The 18,469-nt window shown below is 65.8% G+C and carries 17 protein-coding genes; 13 read left to right on the forward strand and 4 right to left on the reverse strand.

Annotated elements, in window-relative coordinates; all coding sequences use genetic code 11:
- Positions 1-468, forward strand: a 468-nt coding sequence (locus AC1DSF_RS27235) for a 3-hydroxyacyl-CoA dehydrogenase family protein (RefSeq protein ID WP_478128326.1), incomplete at its 5' end; no start/stop codon positions are given.
- A gap of 18 nt (positions 469-486) precedes the next feature.
- On the opposite strand, the gene AC1DSF_RS27240 is transcribed toward AC1DSF_RS27235, so the two are convergent.
- Together AC1DSF_RS27240 and AC1DSF_RS27245 are read right to left on the reverse strand one after the other, a co-directional pair.
- On the reverse strand, positions 487-1,170 hold the full coding sequence (locus tag AC1DSF_RS27240; protein ID WP_478128327.1) for a hypothetical protein: 684 nt from the start codon (positions 1,168-1,170) through the stop codon (positions 487-489).
- 6 nt (positions 1,171-1,176) lie between these two features.
- On the reverse strand, positions 1,177-2,241 hold the full coding sequence (locus AC1DSF_RS27245; protein WP_478128328.1) for a phosphotransferase: 1,065 nt from the start codon (positions 2,239-2,241) through the stop codon (positions 1,177-1,179).
- Positions 2,242-2,377: 136 nt separating this feature from the next.
- Between AC1DSF_RS27245 and AC1DSF_RS27250 the strand changes: the two genes are divergently transcribed.
- The 9 genes from AC1DSF_RS27250 to AC1DSF_RS27290 all read left to right on the forward strand — a co-directional run bounded on the left by AC1DSF_RS27250 (position 2,378) and on the right by AC1DSF_RS27290 (position 13,453).
- Complete coding sequence (locus AC1DSF_RS27250) at positions 2,378-3,280, forward strand: LysR family transcriptional regulator (RefSeq protein ID WP_478128329.1); 903 nt, start codon at positions 2,378-2,380, stop codon at positions 3,278-3,280.
- A gap of 190 nt (positions 3,281-3,470) precedes the next feature.
- The gene (locus AC1DSF_RS27255; RefSeq protein ID WP_478128330.1) at positions 3,471-4,724 is read left to right on the forward strand and encodes an ABC transporter substrate-binding protein; all 1,254 of its coding nucleotides are present in this window, start codon (positions 3,471-3,473) and stop codon (positions 4,722-4,724) included.
- A gap of 22 nt (positions 4,725-4,746) precedes the next feature.
- Positions 4,747-6,012 carry an ABC transporter substrate-binding protein gene (locus tag AC1DSF_RS27260; protein ID WP_478128331.1) on the forward strand — a complete coding sequence of 422 codons (1,266 nt, stop codon included), beginning with the start codon at positions 4,747-4,749 and terminating at the stop codon, positions 6,010-6,012.
- A gap of 2 nt (positions 6,013-6,014) precedes the next feature.
- The gene (locus AC1DSF_RS27265; RefSeq protein WP_478128332.1) at positions 6,015-7,985 is read left to right on the forward strand and encodes an ABC transporter permease; all 1,971 of its coding nucleotides are present in this window, start codon (positions 6,015-6,017) and stop codon (positions 7,983-7,985) included.
- On the forward strand, positions 7,982-8,755 hold the full coding sequence (locus tag AC1DSF_RS27270; RefSeq protein ID WP_478128333.1) for an ABC transporter ATP-binding protein: 774 nt from the start codon (positions 7,982-7,984) through the stop codon (positions 8,753-8,755). The genes AC1DSF_RS27265 and AC1DSF_RS27270 overlap by 4 nt, the downstream gene beginning before the upstream one ends.
- A complete protein-coding gene (locus AC1DSF_RS27275; RefSeq protein ID WP_478128334.1) occupies positions 8,748-9,452 on the forward strand; it encodes an ABC transporter ATP-binding protein in 705 nt (234 codons plus the stop codon). Before AC1DSF_RS27270 ends, AC1DSF_RS27275 begins: the two co-directional genes overlap by 8 nt.
- Positions 9,453-9,496: 44 nt before the next feature.
- Positions 9,497-10,627: an acyl-CoA dehydrogenase family protein gene (locus AC1DSF_RS27280; protein ID WP_478128335.1), complete on the forward strand. Its 1,131-nt coding sequence runs from the start codon at positions 9,497-9,499 to the stop codon at positions 10,625-10,627.
- 24 nt (positions 10,628-10,651) lie between these two features.
- Positions 10,652-11,851, forward strand: a complete 1,200-nt coding sequence (locus tag AC1DSF_RS27285; RefSeq protein WP_478183766.1) for an acyl-CoA dehydrogenase family protein — start codon at positions 10,652-10,654, stop codon at positions 11,849-11,851.
- Between the two features lie 3 nt (positions 11,852-11,854).
- Entirely contained in the window at positions 11,855-13,453 is a 1,599-nt protein-coding gene (locus AC1DSF_RS27290) for an AMP-binding protein (RefSeq protein WP_478183767.1), read from the forward strand.
- Here AC1DSF_RS27290 and AC1DSF_RS27295 read toward each other — a convergent pair.
- Positions 13,443-14,357, reverse strand: a complete 915-nt coding sequence (locus AC1DSF_RS27295) for a LysR family transcriptional regulator (RefSeq protein WP_478128338.1) — start codon at positions 14,355-14,357, stop codon at positions 13,443-13,445. The genes AC1DSF_RS27290 and AC1DSF_RS27295 overlap by 11 nt on opposite strands.
- A 99-nt stretch (positions 14,358-14,456) precedes the next feature.
- Between AC1DSF_RS27295 and AC1DSF_RS27300 the strand changes: the two genes are divergently transcribed.
- The 3 genes from AC1DSF_RS27300 to AC1DSF_RS27310 are packed head-to-tail and all read left to right on the forward strand — an operon-like array spanning position 14,457 to position 17,650.
- A complete protein-coding gene (locus AC1DSF_RS27300; RefSeq protein ID WP_478128339.1) occupies positions 14,457-15,401 on the forward strand; it encodes a hydroxymethylglutaryl-CoA lyase in 945 nt (314 codons plus the stop codon).
- The gene (locus AC1DSF_RS27305; protein ID WP_478183768.1) at positions 15,398-16,600 is read left to right on the forward strand and encodes a CaiB/BaiF CoA transferase family protein; all 1,203 of its coding nucleotides are present in this window, start codon (positions 15,398-15,400) and stop codon (positions 16,598-16,600) included. Before AC1DSF_RS27300 ends, AC1DSF_RS27305 begins: the two co-directional genes overlap by 4 nt.
- Positions 16,601-16,642: 42 nt before the next feature.
- A complete protein-coding gene (locus AC1DSF_RS27310; protein WP_478128341.1) occupies positions 16,643-17,650 on the forward strand; it encodes a Bug family tripartite tricarboxylate transporter substrate binding protein in 1,008 nt (335 codons plus the stop codon).
- Between the two features lie 15 nt (positions 17,651-17,665).
- On the opposite strand, the gene AC1DSF_RS27315 is transcribed toward AC1DSF_RS27310, so the two are convergent.
- Positions 17,666-18,439 carry an exodeoxyribonuclease III gene (locus AC1DSF_RS27315; RefSeq protein ID WP_478128342.1) on the reverse strand — a complete coding sequence of 258 codons (774 nt, stop codon included), beginning with the start codon at positions 18,437-18,439 and terminating at the stop codon, positions 17,666-17,668.
- Positions 18,440-18,469 lie beyond the last annotated feature (30 nt).

Raw genomic sequence — 18,469 nt, forward strand, 5'->3', positions numbered from 1 at the left:
GGCTTCATCGGCAACCGCATGATCGAGCAGTACTCGCGCCAGGCGGGCTTCCTGCTGGACGAAGGCGCGACCCCGCAGCAGGTCGACAAGGCGATCGAGAAGTTCGGCTTCGCGATGGGCCCGTTCCGCATGGGCGACCTCGCGGGCAAGGAAATCGGCATCACGCCGCGCAAGATCTCGGACGAGGAAATCGTTCAGCGACTGGTGTATGCGCTGGTCAACGAAGGCGCGCACATCCTCGAAGACGGCATTGCATCGAAGTCCGGCGACATCGACATGGTGTACCTGACGGGCTATGGCTTCCCGATCTGGCGCGGCGGTCCGATGCATTACGCATCGCAGGTGGGCCTGTACAACGTGGCCGAATCGATGAAGCGTTTTGCGAAGAACCCGCATGACAACGCGAAGTTCTGGCAGCCTGCGGCGCTAATCCAGAAGCTGGTGGCCGAAGGCAAGTCCTTCAGCTGATCTGCGAGCGCCTTCGGTTCATACCCCGGACCGAAGCCTGAAGGTGATGCCGAGCGCCGTGAACGCGGCATGGCGCGCATCGCAGTTGATGCTCAAGCCCTGAGAAGACGCGTTACGTACGAGCGAATCCAGTGCCCCGGTTGTGAAGTCCAGGGCCGTCACGCGGGTGCGGCCGTCGTCGGCCGGGACGAAGCGAAGGTTGAAGCGATCGAGCGCCAGCGTCGGAAGACCGTCGGCATCGCGCGAGCATGCGGCGTGGAACAACTGCGCCCAGTGAAGCGCCACCCGCTCGGGCGTGCGCACGGCCAGTTCCACGCCACAGAGGTGCGCAGGTCCATCGGCTCGGGCGCGTTCGGCGTCCTGCGCCTGCAGATCGACCATGCAAGCGCCCGTGTCCGTCGCGTCCAGCAACAGGCGGGGCGTGCAACCGAGAGCGGAGCCGTCGAGCGCCTCGACGCCGAGCCGTTGCAGGTGGGTGCGCTGCGCATCGAGGTCGTTGCATCGGAAGGCGAATGCATTGTCTGAAGAAGAAGCATGCATTTCGATCCACCGATCGTCGAAGACGTATCGCCGCCCGGCATGGGAGTTCGATGAAGCAGACGGCACGTTGAACACGCTTTCGATCACCGCTGCAGCCGCATCGTCATCGGCTAGGGCAAGGCGGAGCCCGCGAAATCGGGGTGGCTGCAGAGACACCGGCATCCGCCGTCAGTCCTTGGCGACGCAATGCCAGCCGAGTTCGGCCAACTGCCGCGCCTGCCTGCCGGCTTCGAGCGCCTGCGCATTCGACGCGTTCCCGCCCAGTGCGCGCCCCATGATTCCCTGCGCGATGGCCGCGGCCCGGAACAGGTTGAAGGCGGAATAGAACCGCCAGGCATCTACCGTCACCGGCGGGAGTCGCCGCCGCTCACAGTACCGCGCGAGGTAGCGGTCCTCTGTCGGAATGCCCAAGGCCGCCATCTGCACGCGGGAGAGATCGCCCAGCCCGCGAAACGGCGGCGGCAGTTGCCAGGCCATGCAGTGATAGGCGAAGTCGGCCATCGGGTCGCCGAGCGTCGAGAGCTCCCAGTCCAGCACGGCGATGATGCGTGGCTCGTCATGCGCGAAAACGAGGTTGTCGAGGCGGAAGTCGCCATGGACGATCCGGGTGGCTGCCTGCGGCGGCACGTGCTTCGGCAGCCATTCGATGAGGTTCTCGAACGCTTCGATACGCTCCGTTTCGCTTGCGCGGTACTGGCGAGTCCATCGTCCGATCTGGCGTTCGATGTAGTTGCCGGTGCGCCCGAAATCGCCAAGGCCTGCGGCTTCGACGTCGATCTCGTGCAGTGCGGCGAGCACCCGGTTCATGTCGTCGCAGATGCGGGCGCGCTCCTCGTTGCTCGCGCCGGGCAGCTTCGGATCCCAGAGGATCCGGCCGTCCATGTACTCCATCACGTAGAACATGGTGCCGATGACGGCCTCGTCCTCGCAGAGCGCATGCACGCGAGGCACCGGCACCTCCGTGGCGGCCAGTGCCTTCATGACGCGAAACTCGCGGTCTACCGCATGGGCGGACGGCAGCAGGGCGCCCGAAGGCTTGCGCCGCACGACGTAGCGCCGCCCGCCGCCTTCGACCAGGAAGGTCGGATTCGATTGGCCGCCCTTGAACTGAGAGACCCGAAACTCCCTGCCCGCATCGCCGTCGACGTGCGAGACGAACCATTCGCGCAGCCGAGCTTCGTCGAAGCGCTGGCGCTCCTGGACTTCGGTCGTTCCGCTGAATGCTTCGCTCATGGGGCTTGTCTCCTCGGTGAATGCGCTCGGGCGCGATCTCGCGGCATGATCGGCATCATGGGCGTGCTGCAAAAGAGCCTAAGGCCCGCGGCGCCCAGAGGCCAATGAATGCTTGGAATGGACCTGGATACAGCGAATGCATATCTCGAGAGTCGATCTCAACCTGCTCGTGGTGCTCGACACCATCTACACTGAAGGCGGCATCACCAAGGCGGCGGAAAAGCTGCACCTCACGCAGCCTGCGATCAGCCATGCGCTGGCGCGTCTGCGTGAACTGTTCAACGACCCGCTGTTCGAGCGGCAGGGCCACAAGATGGTGCCCACGCCGCTCACCAAGCGGCTGATCGATCCGTTGCGCGGCTCGCTGCAATCCATCGGCGCGCTGCTCAACGACACCCAGAGCTTCGAGCCTGCCGTCGCGAAGAAGCGCTTCGTCATCGGCCTGCGCGACTACATGGAATCGACCGTGATGCCGCCGCTGATGCGCGCCCTCGCGATCGAGGCGCCCGAGGTCGAAGTGTCCGGCGTGCGCGCCAACCGCCGGAGCCTCGAGAGCGAGCTGGCTGCAGGCACGCTGGATGTGGCGATCGACGTGCTGCTGCCGCTGTCGGACGCGGTCAAGGTCAAGCGCATCAGCGTGGACGGCATGGCCGTGGTGGTGCGCAAAGGGCATCCGGCCATCCACGGATCGCTGGACCTGGACACCTACCTCGCCCAGCGCCACATCCTGGTGACTTCGCGCCGCCAGGGGCCCGGATTCGAGGACATCGAGCTGCGCCGCATGGGTGTGCAGCGTCAGGTGGCGTTGCGCTGCCAGTTCTACTTTGCCGCGTGCCGCACCGTGTCCGAAACGGATCTGGTGCTCACCATGCCGGAGAGCTACGCCCATATGGCGAACAGGCAGTTCGGCAACCAGGTGATGGCTTTCCCGGTGCCGCTGTCCTCGATGGACGCCTACATGTATTGGCACGCCAGTACGGACAACGACGCAGCCAACCGCTGGCTGCGCTCGGTGCTGATGCGTTGCTGCGTCCGCTAGGCGGGCGGCACCTTCTCTCCTGTTCCGAAGAAGCGTCCGGCGCTGCACAGCGCCGCGCAGGCGCGCGCCTGAATCTTTCCATGAGGGTTTTCGCCAGTGCGACATCTTGGGCTTGGTCGTAAATTGGCATCTGTTATAACAAATATCGCGCAGCGGAGATTGTTCCGAGGCGTCAACGAAGGAGACACCGATGTCGATGAAGAGGCGCCATTTCCTGCAAACCACTGCCGCTGCGGCCGGCGTCTTGGGCTTGCCGATGCTGCATTCGGCGCGAGCCCAGGCGGGGCCGGTGCGCATCGGCGTGATGCTGCCCATGAGCGGCATCGGCGCCGAAGCCGGCGCGGCCTGGCTCGCCGGTGCAAAGGTCGCGGCCGAGCAATGGAACGCGAAGGGCGGCGTGCTCGGCCGACCCGTCGAACTGGTCGTGCGCGACGACAAGTTCACGAGCGCCGGCGCCGTGGCAGCTGCGCGTGAACTGGCCGGCAGCGGCGTGAACCTGCTGATCGGCGGTTCGCAGTCTCCGATGGCGCTGGCGACCGCTCCCATCCTCCCCGAACTGAAGGCCATGATGGTCGCGCCTTGCCCGACCGTGATGTCGCTCACGCACGAGAACTTCCAGCGCAACTTCTTCCGCCTGTCCTGGAACGCCTACATCGCCTTCGCGGGGATCGGCAACATGCTGACGGACCGCTTCAAGGAAGTGGAAACCTGGTCGTGCATCGTGCCGGACAGCGAGAACGGCCGCGACATGGCCCGCTTCTTCACCATCGGCGTGCAGCGTGCCGCCGCAAAGGCAGGCCGGCAGGTGAAGGTGCTCGACCCGGTGTTCGCGAGCCTCAACAAGGTCGACTACAAGGTCGAGATCAACAGCCTCATGAACGCGCCTTCGCAGGGGCTTTTTGTCGGACTCACGGCCGCGCCCTGCATCAGCCTGCTGCAGCAAGGCCGGGCGGTCGGCATGGACAGGAAGTTCAAGGTCATCGGTGACGCCGGCACCGAACTGATGATCGCCAAGGCGATGCAGAAGTCCACGCCCGCCAATCTCTGGAGCATCAGCTACTGGGTGCCCGGCACCGAAGTCGGCAAGCGCAATCCGATGAGCATGCCGCTCTACGAGGGCTACGTGAAGCTGACCGGGGACAAGAACCCGCCAAGCATCGTGCAGTCGAGCCATCGCTGCGCGCTCGGTCTTTTCAACGCGATCCAGAAGGCGAAGAGCACCGAGACAGAAGCTGTCATTGCCGCGCTGGAGGGCCTCAGCTTCGACACTGCCGTGGGTTCCTACCACGTGCGCAAGGAAGACCATCAGGGGCTCGGCACCGCCTACATCGCCAAGGTGGGCGCGCGCGACGCGGATCCGGGCTACGGCATCGTGGATGCCATTGCCTACAACGAAGCCGACGTGGCCGAACCGCCATCGCCGGGCAAGCCCATCTCGATGTGAGCGACGACGAGGAGACACAGCCATGACACCACTGAAGCGCCGAACCTTCATCCAGGCCGCGAGTGCGGCAGCCGTGCTGGGCGCCGCCGGGACGCGGTTTTCGTCCCTGGCGCTGGCCCAGGGCACGCCGGTCAAGATCGGCGCGATGCTGCCGATGAGCGGCATCGGCGCGGAAGCGGGCGCAGCGTGGCTCAACGGCATCAAGGCCGCGCAGCTGCAATGGAATGCCAATGGCGGCCTGCTGGGGCGGCCGATCGAGATCGTCGTGCGCGACGACAAGTTCACGAGCGCGGGCGCCGTCAGTGCGGTGCGAGAGCTGGCCGGCGAGGGCGTCAACATCTCGATCGGTGCAGGGCAGTCGCCGATGGCGCTGGCGATCGCTCCTATCCTTGGCGAACTCAAGAGCGTGGTGGTGGCGCCGGCGCCCAGCGTGATGTCGGTGACGCACGAGAACTTCAGCCGCAACTTCTTCCGCCTGTCTTCCAACGCCCTGATGCTCTATGGCGGAATCGGCAACCTGATGACGACGCGCTTCGCGGACGTGCAGACCTGGGCCGTGATCGCGCCGGACAGCGAGAACGGCCGCGACGTCGCACGCTACTTCAAGGCGGGTGTGATGCAGGCGGCGGCCAAGAGCGGACGCCAGGTCAAGGTGATCGAGCCGGTGTTCGCGAGCCTGAACAAGGCCGACTACAAGATCGAGATCAACAACCTCATGAACTCCGGCGCCGAGGGCCTGTTCATCGGCCTCACTGCCGCACCCTGCGTGAGCCTGCTCCAGCAGGGCCGCGCGGTCGGCATGGACAAGAAGTTCAAGGTGATCGGAGAAGCCGGCACCGAGCTTCTGATCGCCAAAGCGATGCAGAAGTCCACGCCGCAGAACCTGTGGGGGGTGACCTTCTGGGCGCCCGAACTGGAGCCCTTCAAGAGCCAGTTCCCGGTCAGCAAGGACCTGAGCAAGTACATCGTCGAAGTGACGGGGACGCCCTTCGTGCCCGGCATCGTGCAGGCGTCGCATCGCTCGGCGCTCGCGATCTTCAATGCGGTGGCCAAGGCGAAGTCGACCGAGACCGAGGCCGTGATCCAGGCGCTCGAGGGACTGCAGTTCGACACGGCGGCCGGGCCCTATCGCATTCGGAAGGAAGACCACCAGGGCATCGGCTCCTTCTATTTCGCCAAGATCGGAGCACGGGACGCCGCGCCGGGCTACGGACTGGAGCAGGTGGTACGCCTGGACGAGACCGAGATCGTCGAGCCCGCAGCGCCCGGCAAGAAGTACGAGGGCTGAAAGTGGCCAATGAACTGATGTTCGCGGTGTTCAATGCCGCGGCTTTCGGCATGGCGATCTTTGTGGTCGCGGCGGGCCTGACGCTCATCTTCGGACTGATGCGCCTGCTCAACATGGCGCAGGGCGGCTTCTTCATGATCGGCGCGTACACGGCCTACTCGGTGATGGGCCGCGACGTGCAGTCGCTCTGGATGTTCCTGCTGGCTGCGCTGGTGGGCGGCATCGTGGTGGCGCTGCTGGGGCTCGTGACGGACCGCCTCGTGCTGCGCAGGCTGCGCGACGTCGATCCGCACTACGTCCTCATCGCGACCTTCGCCCTGATGATGGTCTGCACCGGCGTGACCAAGCTCGTCTGGGGAGTGGACTTCTTCTCGGTCAACCCACCGCCCGGGCTCGACCAGCCGCTCAATCCCTTCGGCATGTTCTTCTCGGCCTACCAGATCTTCGTGATCGCGGCCGGGCTGGTGGTCTACATCGTGCTCGAACTGGCGATCCACCGCATGTGGTTCGGCAAGCTGATGCAGGCGCTCGCGGCCGACCCGTGGATGGCGGGTGTGCTCGGGCTCAATGTGTCCTTCGGCATCGCGCTGAGCGTGATGGCGAGCTTCTTCCTCGCTGGGCTGGCCGGCGGCCTGCTGCTGCCCAACCAGAGCCTGTCGACCGGGCTCGGCGATTCCTACCTCATGTATGCCTTCTTCGCCGTCATCATCGGCGGCCTCGGCAACATACGCGGCGCCTTCATCGGATCGCTCGTGCTGGGCCTCGTGCAGAGCCTCAACACGGTGCTGCTGCCCTCCGTGCCGGGCCTCGCGATCTACGTGGTGCTCGCCGCATTCCTGCTCTGGAAGCCGAGCGGCTTGTTCCCGGCGGTCGGGACGCAGGGCGAGGCAGGTGGGGAGTCGCATGGATCGGGCGCGCTGCACCGCCCACGCATTCCGCGTGGCGTGTGGCAGGGCCTGGGCGTGGCCACGGTGGCGGTGCTCGCGACCTTGCCGCTGTGGGTCAATGCCGGGCCGCTCTACGTGGTCGGCACCGTGCTGGTCCAGGTGATCTTCGCGCTGTCGTGGAACATCCTCTTCGGCTACACGGGCCTGGTCTCCTTTGGCCATGCGGGCTTCTTCGCGATCGGTGCTTACCTGGCGGCACTTGCGCTGCGCCACATCGCGGGCGTGCCTTTCCTCGGCGTGATCGCGGGCGCGGCGGTGCTCGGCGCGGTCGCTGCCTGGGTCATCGGGGTCCTGGCCTTGCGCCGCATGAGCGGCGTCTTTCTCGCCGTCCTCACCGTGGCGCTGGCCGAGGCGCTGCGGCTCGTGATCGGCTTCTCGACCTTCCTCGGTCGCGAGGATGGCATCACCGACATCCCGCGTCCGGCGCTGGATTTCGGGCTGTTCCGCATCGACCTCGCCAGTTCCGACGCGTACTACTGGTTCCTGTTGGTGGCGACAGTGCTGATCACAGCATTCTTGTGGTGGCTCCTGCACAGCCGCTTCGGGCGCACCTTGCAGACCGTGCGGCAGGACGCGGAACGTGCCGCTTTCATGGGGACCAATGTCGCGCGATACCGGCTGGCCGCCTTCGTCATTTCCGGTGCCGTTGCGGCAGTGGCAGGGGCGCTGTATGCGCCGTGGTCGCGCATCGTCACGGTGGAGGAGGTGCATTGGCTCGCCTCGGCACAGCCGATGCTGAACACGCTGCTGGGTGGGGTCAGTTCGTTCTGGGGGCCGGTCGTCGGCGCGGGATTGTTCGCAGCCATCACCTATGCGACCCGCACCCTGGTCGGGCTGTCGGAGCTGATCGTCGGCACGGGCCTGCTCGCCATCATCCTGCTGGCGCCCAACGGAGCGGTCGGCCTGTGGCGCAACCTCGAGGAAAGACTCTGGGGTCGCAAGCCGCAGCGTGCAGTGCCCATCGATGCGGGCCGCGAGGGGCGAGTGCCTGCGGTCCCGGACCTGGAGCCGGGAGCCGCGCGATGACCGACGACCTGTTACGCGTTGAGGGCGTGCGCAAGAACTACGGCCCCATCGAAGTGCTGCACGGCGTGAGTCTTTCCGTCGCCGCCGGTGAGGTCTTCGCCATCATCGGACCCAACGGCGCCGGCAAGACCACGATGTTCAAGGTCATGACCGGCGAGGTGCCGTCCAACGGCGGCACCATCCACTTCGGCGGAAAGGACGTGACCCGGCTGGCCGCGCACGATCGGGTGCGCGAAGGTTTCGGCCGCACGTTCCAGGTGGCACGCGTCTTCAGCGACTTCACCGTGCTCGACAACGTCATCGCGGCTGTCGAGGCGCGTAGGAGCTACCGGGGCGAGCCACTCGGCTCACGCTGGCGCTGCGCTCCATCGCAAGATGTGCGGGACGAGGCGATGGTGCTACTCGAAGACGTCAAGCTCCAGGCGCTGGCAGGCGAGGCCGCTCGCTATCTCTCGCACGGCGACAAGAAGCGGCTCGAATTCGTGATCGCGCTGGCCGGCCGGCCGACCATCCTGATGCTCGACGAGCCMACTGCAGGCATGTCGCCGAGCGATCGCTCCGAGATCGCGCAGCTGGTGGCACGCACGCAGAAGGAGCGCGGTATCACCGTCGTGATGACGGAGCACGACATGGATGTCGTGTTCGGTTTGGCCAACCGCATCATGGTCATGAACTACGGCGAAGTCGTGTCCACCGGCACGGTGGACGAAGTGCGTGGCGACCCGAAGGTTCGCGAGGTCTACCTCGGCAAGGAGATGGTCGATGCTTGAAGTCCGCGAACTCGATGCCTTCTACGGCGACAGCCACATCCTGCACGGCGCCCAGGTCTCGGTGAAGCCCGGCCAGCGCGTCGCGCTGCTCGGGCGCAACGGCGCGGGCAAGTCGACCCTGCTGAAGAGCGTGATGAACGCAGGTCCCCGGGTGCGAGGCACCCTGCGCTTCGACGGCAAGGACCTGCATGGCGTGCCCACCCACCAGCGCACGCGCATGGGCCTGTCATTGGTGCCGGAAGACCGGCGCATCTTCACGCACCTGACCGTCGCCGAGAACATCGCCATGGCGCGCTACGGCGCCTCGCCCGCTCGGCCTGCTGTGCCGGTGGGCGACATCATCGCGCGCTTCCCGATGCTGGCACCGCTGCAGCAGCGCTACGGCGGCCAGCTCAGCGGCGGCCAGCAGCAACTCCTCGCGGTGGCACGCGCGATGTCGGCCAACCCGAGCCTGCTGCTGCTGGACGAGCCGACCGAGGGACTGGCGCCGATCATCGTCGAGGAGATGGCGCGCGACGTCGTGCGGACCTGCACGGAGGGCAACGTCGCCCTGCTGCTGTGCGAACAGAACATCTGGTTCGCGCGCCGATGCACCCAATACGTGTACGTGATCGACACAGGCCGTGTGGTGTTCGAAGGCGACTGGGAGCACTTCGATCGCAACCCGCAGGTGCAGCAACGCTACCTCGCGCTCTGACATTTTTGGAACCCTCCACTTCAACGCAAACCTCCAGGATTTCAATGGATCTCCAGTACACCCCCGAACAGAACCAGCTGCGCGAGAGCGTGGAGCGCTTCGTGCGCGAGGAATACGACTTTGCGCATCGCCGCAAGCTCGCGGCGAGCGACACAGGGCATGACGAAAGATGCTGGCGCAGCTATGCCGAGTTCGGCTGGCTGGCGGTACCGTTCAGCGAAGAGGACGGGGGCATCGGCGGCGATGCGACCGACACCGGCATCGTGATGGAAGGCGTCGGCCGTGGCCTGCTGCTGGAGCCCTATCTCGCCAACGTGGTGCTCGGGGGTGGCGTGCTCGCGGCGCTCGGCAGCGCCGGGCAGAAGGCGCAGTTCCTGCAGCCGATGATGACTGGCGCCCACAAGCTGGCGCTGGCCTATGCCGAGCCCGAGTCGCGCTACGAACTCGCGCACTGCGAGACGACTGCGCGCCGGGACGGTGACGGCTGGCGCATCGACGGACGCAAGTCCTTCGTCCAGGGTGGCGGCGCAGCGGACTTCTATGTCGTGATCGCGCGCACCTCCGGCGAGTCGTCGGACAGCAAGGGCCTCACCGCGCTGGTGGTGGATGCGAAGGCCAAGGGCCTCGAAGTGCGTCCCTATGCCACGCACGACGGCAGCCGCGCGGCCGACCTCGTGTTCGAAGGCGTGCATGTGGACGCCTCGCGCCGCCTCGGAGACGAGGGCGCGGCCCTGCCTGCGCTCGAACTCGTGATCGACCAGGCGATTGCCGCCATCGCGTCCGAAGCGGTCGGTGCCATGAGCTCGCTGGTCGACATGACGCTCGAATACCTTAAGACCCGCCAGCAGTTCGGCCGGCCGATCGGCACCAACCAGGCGCTGCAGCATCGCATGGTCGACATGTACATCGCGCTCGATGAGGCGCGCTCGATGGCCCTGTATGGCGCGCTGATGCTCGGCGAGCCGGATTCGGCCGTGAGGCGCAAGGCGCTGTCGGCCACCAAGATCGAGATCGACCGCACGGCGCGGCGCGTGGGCCAGGATGCCGTGCAGTTGCATGGCGCCATGGGCGTCACCGAGGAACTCGCCGTTGGCCACTACTTCAAGCGCCTGTCGATGATCGGCGTCACCTTCGGCGACATGAGCTGGCACCTGCAGCGCCATGCGAGCGCCTGAGCAAATCGGCCGGGAGAACGAGGCGTGGACCTGAATCTATCCGCACAAGAGCGGGCTTTCGAAGCGGAGGTGCGCGAATTCATCGCGCGCGAATTGCCGACCGACATTCGCGAGAAGGTGCGGCTCGACCGTCACCTCGAGCGCGACGACTACATGCGCTGGCAGAAGATCCTCGGGCGCAAGGGCTGGTTCACCGGCGCGTGGCCGCGCGAACACGGCGGGCAGGCATGGAGCGCGATGCAGACGATCATCTTCAACCGGATCGCCGGCGAGATGCATTGCCCTGAGCTGCAGGTTTTCGGGCCCGCGATGGTGGGGCCGGTGATCTACACGTTCGGAACACCCGAGCAGAAGGCCGAACATCTTCCCGCCATCCGCGACTCGTCGGTCTGGTGGTGCCAGGGCTATTCGGAGCCGGGCGCGGGGTCGGATCTCGCCGCGTTGCAGACCGCCGCGGAAGACGGCGGGGACCACTACATCGTCAATGGCCAGAAGATCTGGACCTCCTTCGCGCACCATGCGGACTGGATGTTCTGTCTCGTTCGCACCGGCCGCGAGGCCAAGCGGCAGCAGGGCATCTCCTTCCTGCTGATCGACATGAAGACGCCGGGCGTCGAGGTGCAGCCCATCCGCATGATGGATGGGCGCCATTACCTCAATGCCGTGTTCTTCAACGACGCGAAGATTCCCAAGCGCAACCGGATCGGCGAGGAGGGGCTCGGCTGGACCTATGCCAAGTTCCTGCTGGAGCACGAGCGCGTCGAGAACGCCAACCTGCGCTTCATCACCCAGGAGCTGCAAAAGCTGCACAAGGTCGCGGCGCTCGTGCGCAGCGACGGCCGGCCGCTGGCAGACGATCCCGGCTTCATGGCGGAAGTCAGCGCCATCGAGGTGCAATTCAAGGCGCTGGAAATCGGCCTCTTGCGCATGCTGTCGGACATGCATGCCGGCGCACCTGCCGGGCCGGGCAAGTCGTCCTTCATCAAGATCAGGGGGACGGAGATTGCGCAGCGCATCACCGAACTGCTGGTGCAGGCGAGCGGGCCCGACGCGCTGCGCTACCAGCCCGGGCCGCTGTTCGGCCAGGGAGACGACCGCCTGATCGGCCCGGAGCATGCGCTCGGACCTGTCGCCACCTATCTCTTCTGCCGCGCGATGACCATCTACGGCGGAAGCACCGAGGTTCAGAAAAACATCATGGCCAAGCACACGCTCGGTCTCTAGAGCATGAACGACGACATCGACTATCTCCAGGGCGAAAAGCCTCTGCACGAATACCTGCGGGGACACGCCCGCCGAGAGCCGGACAAGACCGCGCTGGTCTGGTACGGGCGCGAGATCAGCTATGCGGAGCTCGATCGCTACAGCGATGCCTTCGCGCAGGCGCTGCACGAGCGTGGTGTGGCGAAGGGCGACCGCGTGGCGCTCTTCATGCAGAACTGCCCGCAATACCAGATCGCGCATTTCGGTATTCAGAAGCTGGGCGCCATCGTGAGCCCGTGCAGCCCGATGTTCAAGGCGCATGAGTTCGCCTACCAGGTCGGCGATCTCGGTGCGAAGGCGATCGTGGTGGCTGCCCATCTGGTACCGATCGTGCAGTCCGTGGCCGACCGGGTTCGGGTGCCGCACGTATTCAGCGTGCGCTATTCGGACTTCCTGCCACAGGCGCCGAGCTTGCGTGTGCCCGACGAAGTCCTGGCGCGGCTGTCGCTGCCTGAAGGCACCATCGACTTCCACGCGACGGTAACGCGGCCAGACCCGGTCGCGCCGTCGGTGGAGCTGTCGATGGACGACGTCTCGCTGATGACCTACACATCAGGCACGACCGGCATGCCCAAGGGCGCGATGCTCAGCTACCGCAACGCGCTCTATAAGACGGCGGTGGGGCAGGAGATGTTTCGCATCCGCAGCGATGACGTGATGCTGGCGGTGGCGCCGCTTTATCACATCGCCGGCATGATCTGCGGCGTCACGATGCTGGCGTATACCGGCGCCACCGTGGTGCTGCTCAACCGCATGGATCCGCTCGCAGTCCTGCAGGCCATAGAGAGGCATCGCGTGAGCTGGTGGTATGCGATGGCGCCGATGCTGGTCGCGGCCATGAAGGAGCCGGGCGCGGAGAAGTTCGACCTGTCGTCGCTGCACACCACCATGGGGACGAGCTTCGGCATCAAACTGACGGAAGAACTGGCGAGTCGCTGGAGCGCCTTTGCCAACGGCTGCCTGGTGTACGAGGCGGGCTATGGCCTTTCGGAGACGCACACCAACGACGTTCTCATGCCGCGGGACGCGGTGCGCTGGGGAACGAACGGAGTCCCCGGCCGGGGCGTGGAGCTGAAGATCCTCGATCTCGATGGTCGCGAACTCCCGCCTGGCCAGACCGGCGAGATCGCGGTACGCAGCCGCGGCGTCTTCCATGGCTACTGGAACCGGCCGGACGCCACCGCGGAGGTCCTGCGCGACGGTTGGGTTCATACCGGCGACATCGGCAAGATGGACGACCAGGGCTATCTGACCTTCATCGGCCGGGTGAAGGAGATGATCAAGGTGTCGGGCTTCAGCGTCTTCCCCGAGGAAGTCGAGTCCATCCTGATACTGCATCCCGATGTGGCCCAGGTCGCCGTGATCGGCGTGCCCGATGCCGACAAGGGCGAAGTCATCAAGGCCTTCGTCGTCCCTGGCGCGAGGGGACTGGACGCCGATGCCCTCTTGCGCTGGGCGCGCGAGAACATGTCGCACTACAAAGTGCCGCGCCGGGTCGAGTTTCGCGATTCGCTACCGGCCAGCGGCACCGGCAAGGTATTGCGGCGCTTGCTCAAGGAGTGAAGGACTGTCCCTCGCGGGTACCCAGGTACTCCACCAGTAGCTTCGCCGCCACCGAAAGGCCTTTGGCATCGCGAAAGCAGAGAACGAAACGGCGCTCGGCCCAGGGCTCCGCCAACGAAATGACGTGCAAGCCATGGGATGCACCCTGGCGGTCGGCCACTTCTCTCGGGACCACGCCGATGGCAAGCCCGGCGCGCACCACCCCCAGCGCGCCCTCGAAATTGCTCACGATGATGCGGTGAATCAATGTGCGCCCCGAGCGTGCAGCCGCGCGCTGGAGCAAGACCTGCAGCGAGCTGCCGACAGGCACGCCCACATGCTCGTACTCGAGCGTCTGTTCGAAGCGGACCGTCTTTCGTGATGCAAGCGGATGGCCGCGCGGCACCACGACGCAGAGGTGGTCGCGCCGGTAGGGTCGGGTCTGCAGCGCTCCAAGATCGACGCTGTCCCAGCAGACGCCCATCGAGGCGAGGCCATCGCGCACACCGGACACGACCTCCGGGCTCAGCCGCTCCTCGAGACCGACCTGGATGGTGCGGTGATCGGGCATCTTCAAGAACGACGCCACGTCGTTGGCCAGGGGACCGGCCATGGTGGAGATGCTTGCGAGGACCCGCACCTGCCCGCGCGCGCCGGTCAGATAGCTTTCCATGTCGCGCTCGATGCGTGCCGCGCTGTCCAGCATGCCGCGTGCATGCTCCAGCAGAGTCTGGCCCGCCGCGGTCGGCACGACGCCGTGGCGCTTGCGCACCAGCAACGGCGTTCGCAACTGGTCTTCGAGTTGCGCCAGCCGCTTGCTGATGGCGGAGCCGACGATGTTGGCCTGTTCGCCGGCGCGCGCCATGTTGCCGGCCTCGCAAACGGCCACGAAGAGGCGAAGGGTGGTGAGGTCGAGGTCTCGCAAGATATTCCAATCGGGAATTCAGAGCTTCTCAAAATGACAACCAGGCTCAGTCCGGAAATTCTAGAGTGAGGCCAGTCAAATGCCACCAGGAAACAAGCCATGACCCGTTCTTCCACCTTGCCACCCAGCGTCGTCATCAGGGAGGTCGGCCTGCGCGATGGCCTGCAGATCATCCCGCGCGTGGTGCCGACCGCCGCCAAACTCGAGTGGATCCGCGACGCTTATGAAGCGGGACAGCGCGAGATCGAGGTCGGCTCCTTCGTGCCCGCGCGCCTTCTGCCGCAACTGGCCGACACCGCCGAACTGGTGGCCTTTGCCAAGACCTTGCCCGGCCTCATGGCCTCCGTGCTGGTGCCCAACCTGAAGGGCGCCGAGCACGCGATGGCGTGCGAAGCCGACCTCATGCTGCTTCCGCTGTCGGCCAGCCACGCGCACAGCCTTGCCAATCTGCGCAAGACGCCCGATGAGGTGGTCGAGGACATCGCGCGTATTCGCGATGCGCGCGATGCGCGTGGCTCCCGCACCCGCATCGAGGTCGGGATCAGCACGGCCTTCGGCTGCACGCTGCAGGGCCGGGTCGAGCCTTTGGAGGTGGTCCGGCTGGTCAAGGCGGTGATCGATGCCGGCGCCGAGTCCGTCGGCCTTGCCGACACCGTGGGCTATGCCGACCCGGCCATGGTGCGCTCGCTGTTCGAGGCGGTGCTGCCGATCGCCGGCGACAAGCTCAACTGCGGTCATTTCCACGACACGCGCGGCCTCGGCATGGCGAACGTCTATGCCGCGCTCGAACTCGGCATCAGCCGCTTCGATGCCTGCCTGGGTGGCATCGGCGGCTGCCCGCATGCGCCGGGCGCGAGCGGCAATGTCGCGACCGAAGACCTTGCCTACATGCTCGCCAGCATGGGCATCGAGACCGGCCAGGATTTCGACGCGCTGCTGGCCCTCCGGAAAAAGCTCGCGCAGTGGCTCGAAGGCGAGACCCTGCACGGCACGCTCTGGCGCGCCGGGCTTCCCAAGACCATGAAAGAGGAGCAAGCCGCATGAGCGAACAGGCACAGGTCGCCCAACCTCTCAAGGGCTTGCGCGTCGTCGAGTTCACGCACATGGTGATGGGGCCGACTTGCGGCATGGTGCTGGCCGACCTCGGTGCGGAAGTCATCAAGATCGAGCCGGTGAACGGCGACCACAGCCGGCGGCTGGTGGGTGCCGGTGCGGGTTTCTTCCCGATGTTCAACCGCAACAAGAAGAGCATCGGCATCGACCTGCATACCGAGGAAGGCGCCGGCACCGCGCGGCGCCTCACAGCGACCGCCGACGTGGTAGCCGAGAACTTCAAGCCGGGCACCATGGCCAAGTACGGGCTCGACTATGCATCGCTTGCCAAGGTCAATCCGCGCATCATCTATGCGAGCCACAAGGGCTTCCTGCCCGGTCCCTACGACCATCGCACCGCGCTCGACGAGGTGGTGCAGATGATGGGCGGCCTCGCGTACATGACGGGGCGCCCCGGCGATCCGCTGCGCGCGGGCACCAGCGTCAACGACATCATGGGCGGTCTGTTCGGCGCCATCGCCGTGCTGGGTGCGCTCATCCAGCGTGGCATCACGGGCCGTGGCATGGAGATCCAGTCCGCCCTGTACGAGAACAATGTCTTCCTGATGGGCCAGCACATGCTGCAGTTCGCGGTGACCGGCAAGCATCCGGCACCGATGCCCGCACGCGACAACCCTTGGGCGGTCTACGACGTGTTCACCGTCAAGGGCGGCGAACAGATTTTCCTGGCCGCCGTCAGCGATGCCCAGTGGCAGACCTTCTGCGATGCGCTGGGCTTCGCCGACCTCAAGGGCGAGCCTGAACTCGCCACCAACAATCAGCGCGTCTCGCACCGGCCCCGCCTGCTGAAGTCCATAGCAGAGCGCATCGCCGACCGCAGCGCAGCCGAGTTGGCGCAGGTCATGGAAAAGGCCGGACTTCCTTTTGCACCCATCCGCAAGCCCGAAGACCTTTATGAGGACGAGCACTTGCTGGCCACCGGCGGCCTGGCCGACATGCGCCTGTCGGACGGGCCCAAGGCGGGCCAGACCGTCAAGACCACGCTGTTCCCCATCACGCTGGAGGGGCGCCGTCTCGGTGTGCGCATGGACCCGCCTCGCCTGGGCGAGCACACCGCCGAGCTATTGAAGGAGATGGGATGCAGCGATGCCGAGGTCGACGGCATGCGCGCCCGCAACGTCGTAGCCTGACGCCGCAGGGCGTTCGGCACGGCAGAAAACAAGGAGACAGACATGAGCACATCGCCACTTCATATTTCCCGCATTTCGCGTATTTCGCGCCGATCTCTGCTTGCAGGTTCGGCGGCCGCTTTGACCCTGGGGCCGTGGACGCTGGCCGCGCACGCGCAGTCCGGCACGGTGCGGATCATCCTTCCCAATGCCGCCGGTTCGGGCGTGGATGGAATCACGCGCGCGGCCCAGCCGGCGTTGTCCAAGGCCTTGGGCGCTTCGGTGATCGTCGACAACCAGCCGGGGGCGGGCGGCATCGTCGGCCTGCAGGTGCTCGCGCGCTCGGCACCTGACGGCAACACGCTGGCGGTCGTTTCGAACAACGTCGTGATCTTCCCCAGCGTGATCAAGTCGCTGTCCTTCGACATGCCCGGCGACTTCACGCCGATCGCAATCGTCGGCGCGACGCCCATGGTGCTGGTGGTCAATCCGTCACGGATTCCGGCCACGAGCAGCAAGGAGTTGATCGCGTTGCTCAAGAGCAAGCCGGGGGAGTTCAACTTCGCGTCCGGCGGCAACGGCACGATCCTGCACCTGGCGACGCAGCTATTCCTCGAGGAAGCCGGCGTGTCGGCCAGACACATCCCCTACAAAGGCGTGGGGCCCATGGTGGCTGGCCTGATCGGCGGACAGGTCGACTTCGCGACCGCCGCTCTCCCCAGCGTGCAACCGCACATCAAGAGCGGCGCGCTTCGCGCGATCGGGGTGTTGACGGCCCAGCGCACGCCGGCGGCGCCGGAGATCCCGACCTTCGCCGAGCAGGGCTTGCCGAATTTCGTCGTCGACGCATGGTTCGCGGTGATCGGGCCCAAGGGCATGAGCCCCGCCAGCATCGCAAAGGCCCACGATGCGGTGGTTGCGGCCTTCGAAGATGCGGCGGTCAAGCAGGCGATGGCCAACCAGGGCAACACGATCAGCATCAGCACACCGGAACAGGCTCAGACCGCGTTCCGCAGCGAAATGAAAAAGTATGCGGCGCTGGTCAAGAAGGCCGGCCTGGAGCCGGAATAAGGCGCCGCCGGGATTTCAGTCGTTGAGTTCGACCCAGGCCGGCGCATGGTCGCTCGCGCCTTCCAGGCCCCGCACCGCGCGATCGACTCCCGCCTGCATCATCCGTCCGCTTGCAGCGGGGCTCAGCAGCAGATGGTCGATCCGCAAGCCGGCATCGCGAGGCCACCGGTTGCGCAAGTAGCTCCAGAACGTGTAGAGCGGCTCCGCCGGAGATTGACGATGCAGCGCGTCGACCCAGCCCGCGTCGAGAAGCGCCTGGTATGCCGCTCGCGGCGCCGGCTGCAACAGCGCGTTGTCCTTGAATGAACGCGTGGCGTAGATGTCGGCGTCCGTCGGCACGACGTTGTAGTCTCCGGCAAGCACCACAGGGTGCCCCGAGGCCAGCAGCGAGGCGGCGTGACGGTTGAACCTGTCGAACCATTCGAGCTTGTAGTCGAACTTGGGGCCGGGCTGGGGATTGCCGTTGGGCATGTAGAGGGACGCGATCACGAATCCTTGCACGGCCGCTTCGAGATATCTTGCCTGCCGATCGTCGTCGTTCCCCGGCAAGCGTCGGCGGATTTCGATGGGCGCACCGCACTTGCTCAGAATGGCAATGCCGTTCCACGACTTCTGCCCGTGAACGAGCGCTTCGTACCCCATGGCCCGGATCTCGTCGATCGGAAACTCATCTTCCATGCACTTGAGTTCCTGCAGGCAAACCACATCAGGGGCGGTCACGTCGAGCCAGGCGCGCAAAGGGCCGATGCGCTTGCGCACATCATTGACGTTGTAAGTGGCAATCTTCATCGAACGCAATCCTCACCGAAACGCCCGTCC

It is taken from the genome of Variovorax sp. 01N429 (assembly GCF_056399425.1).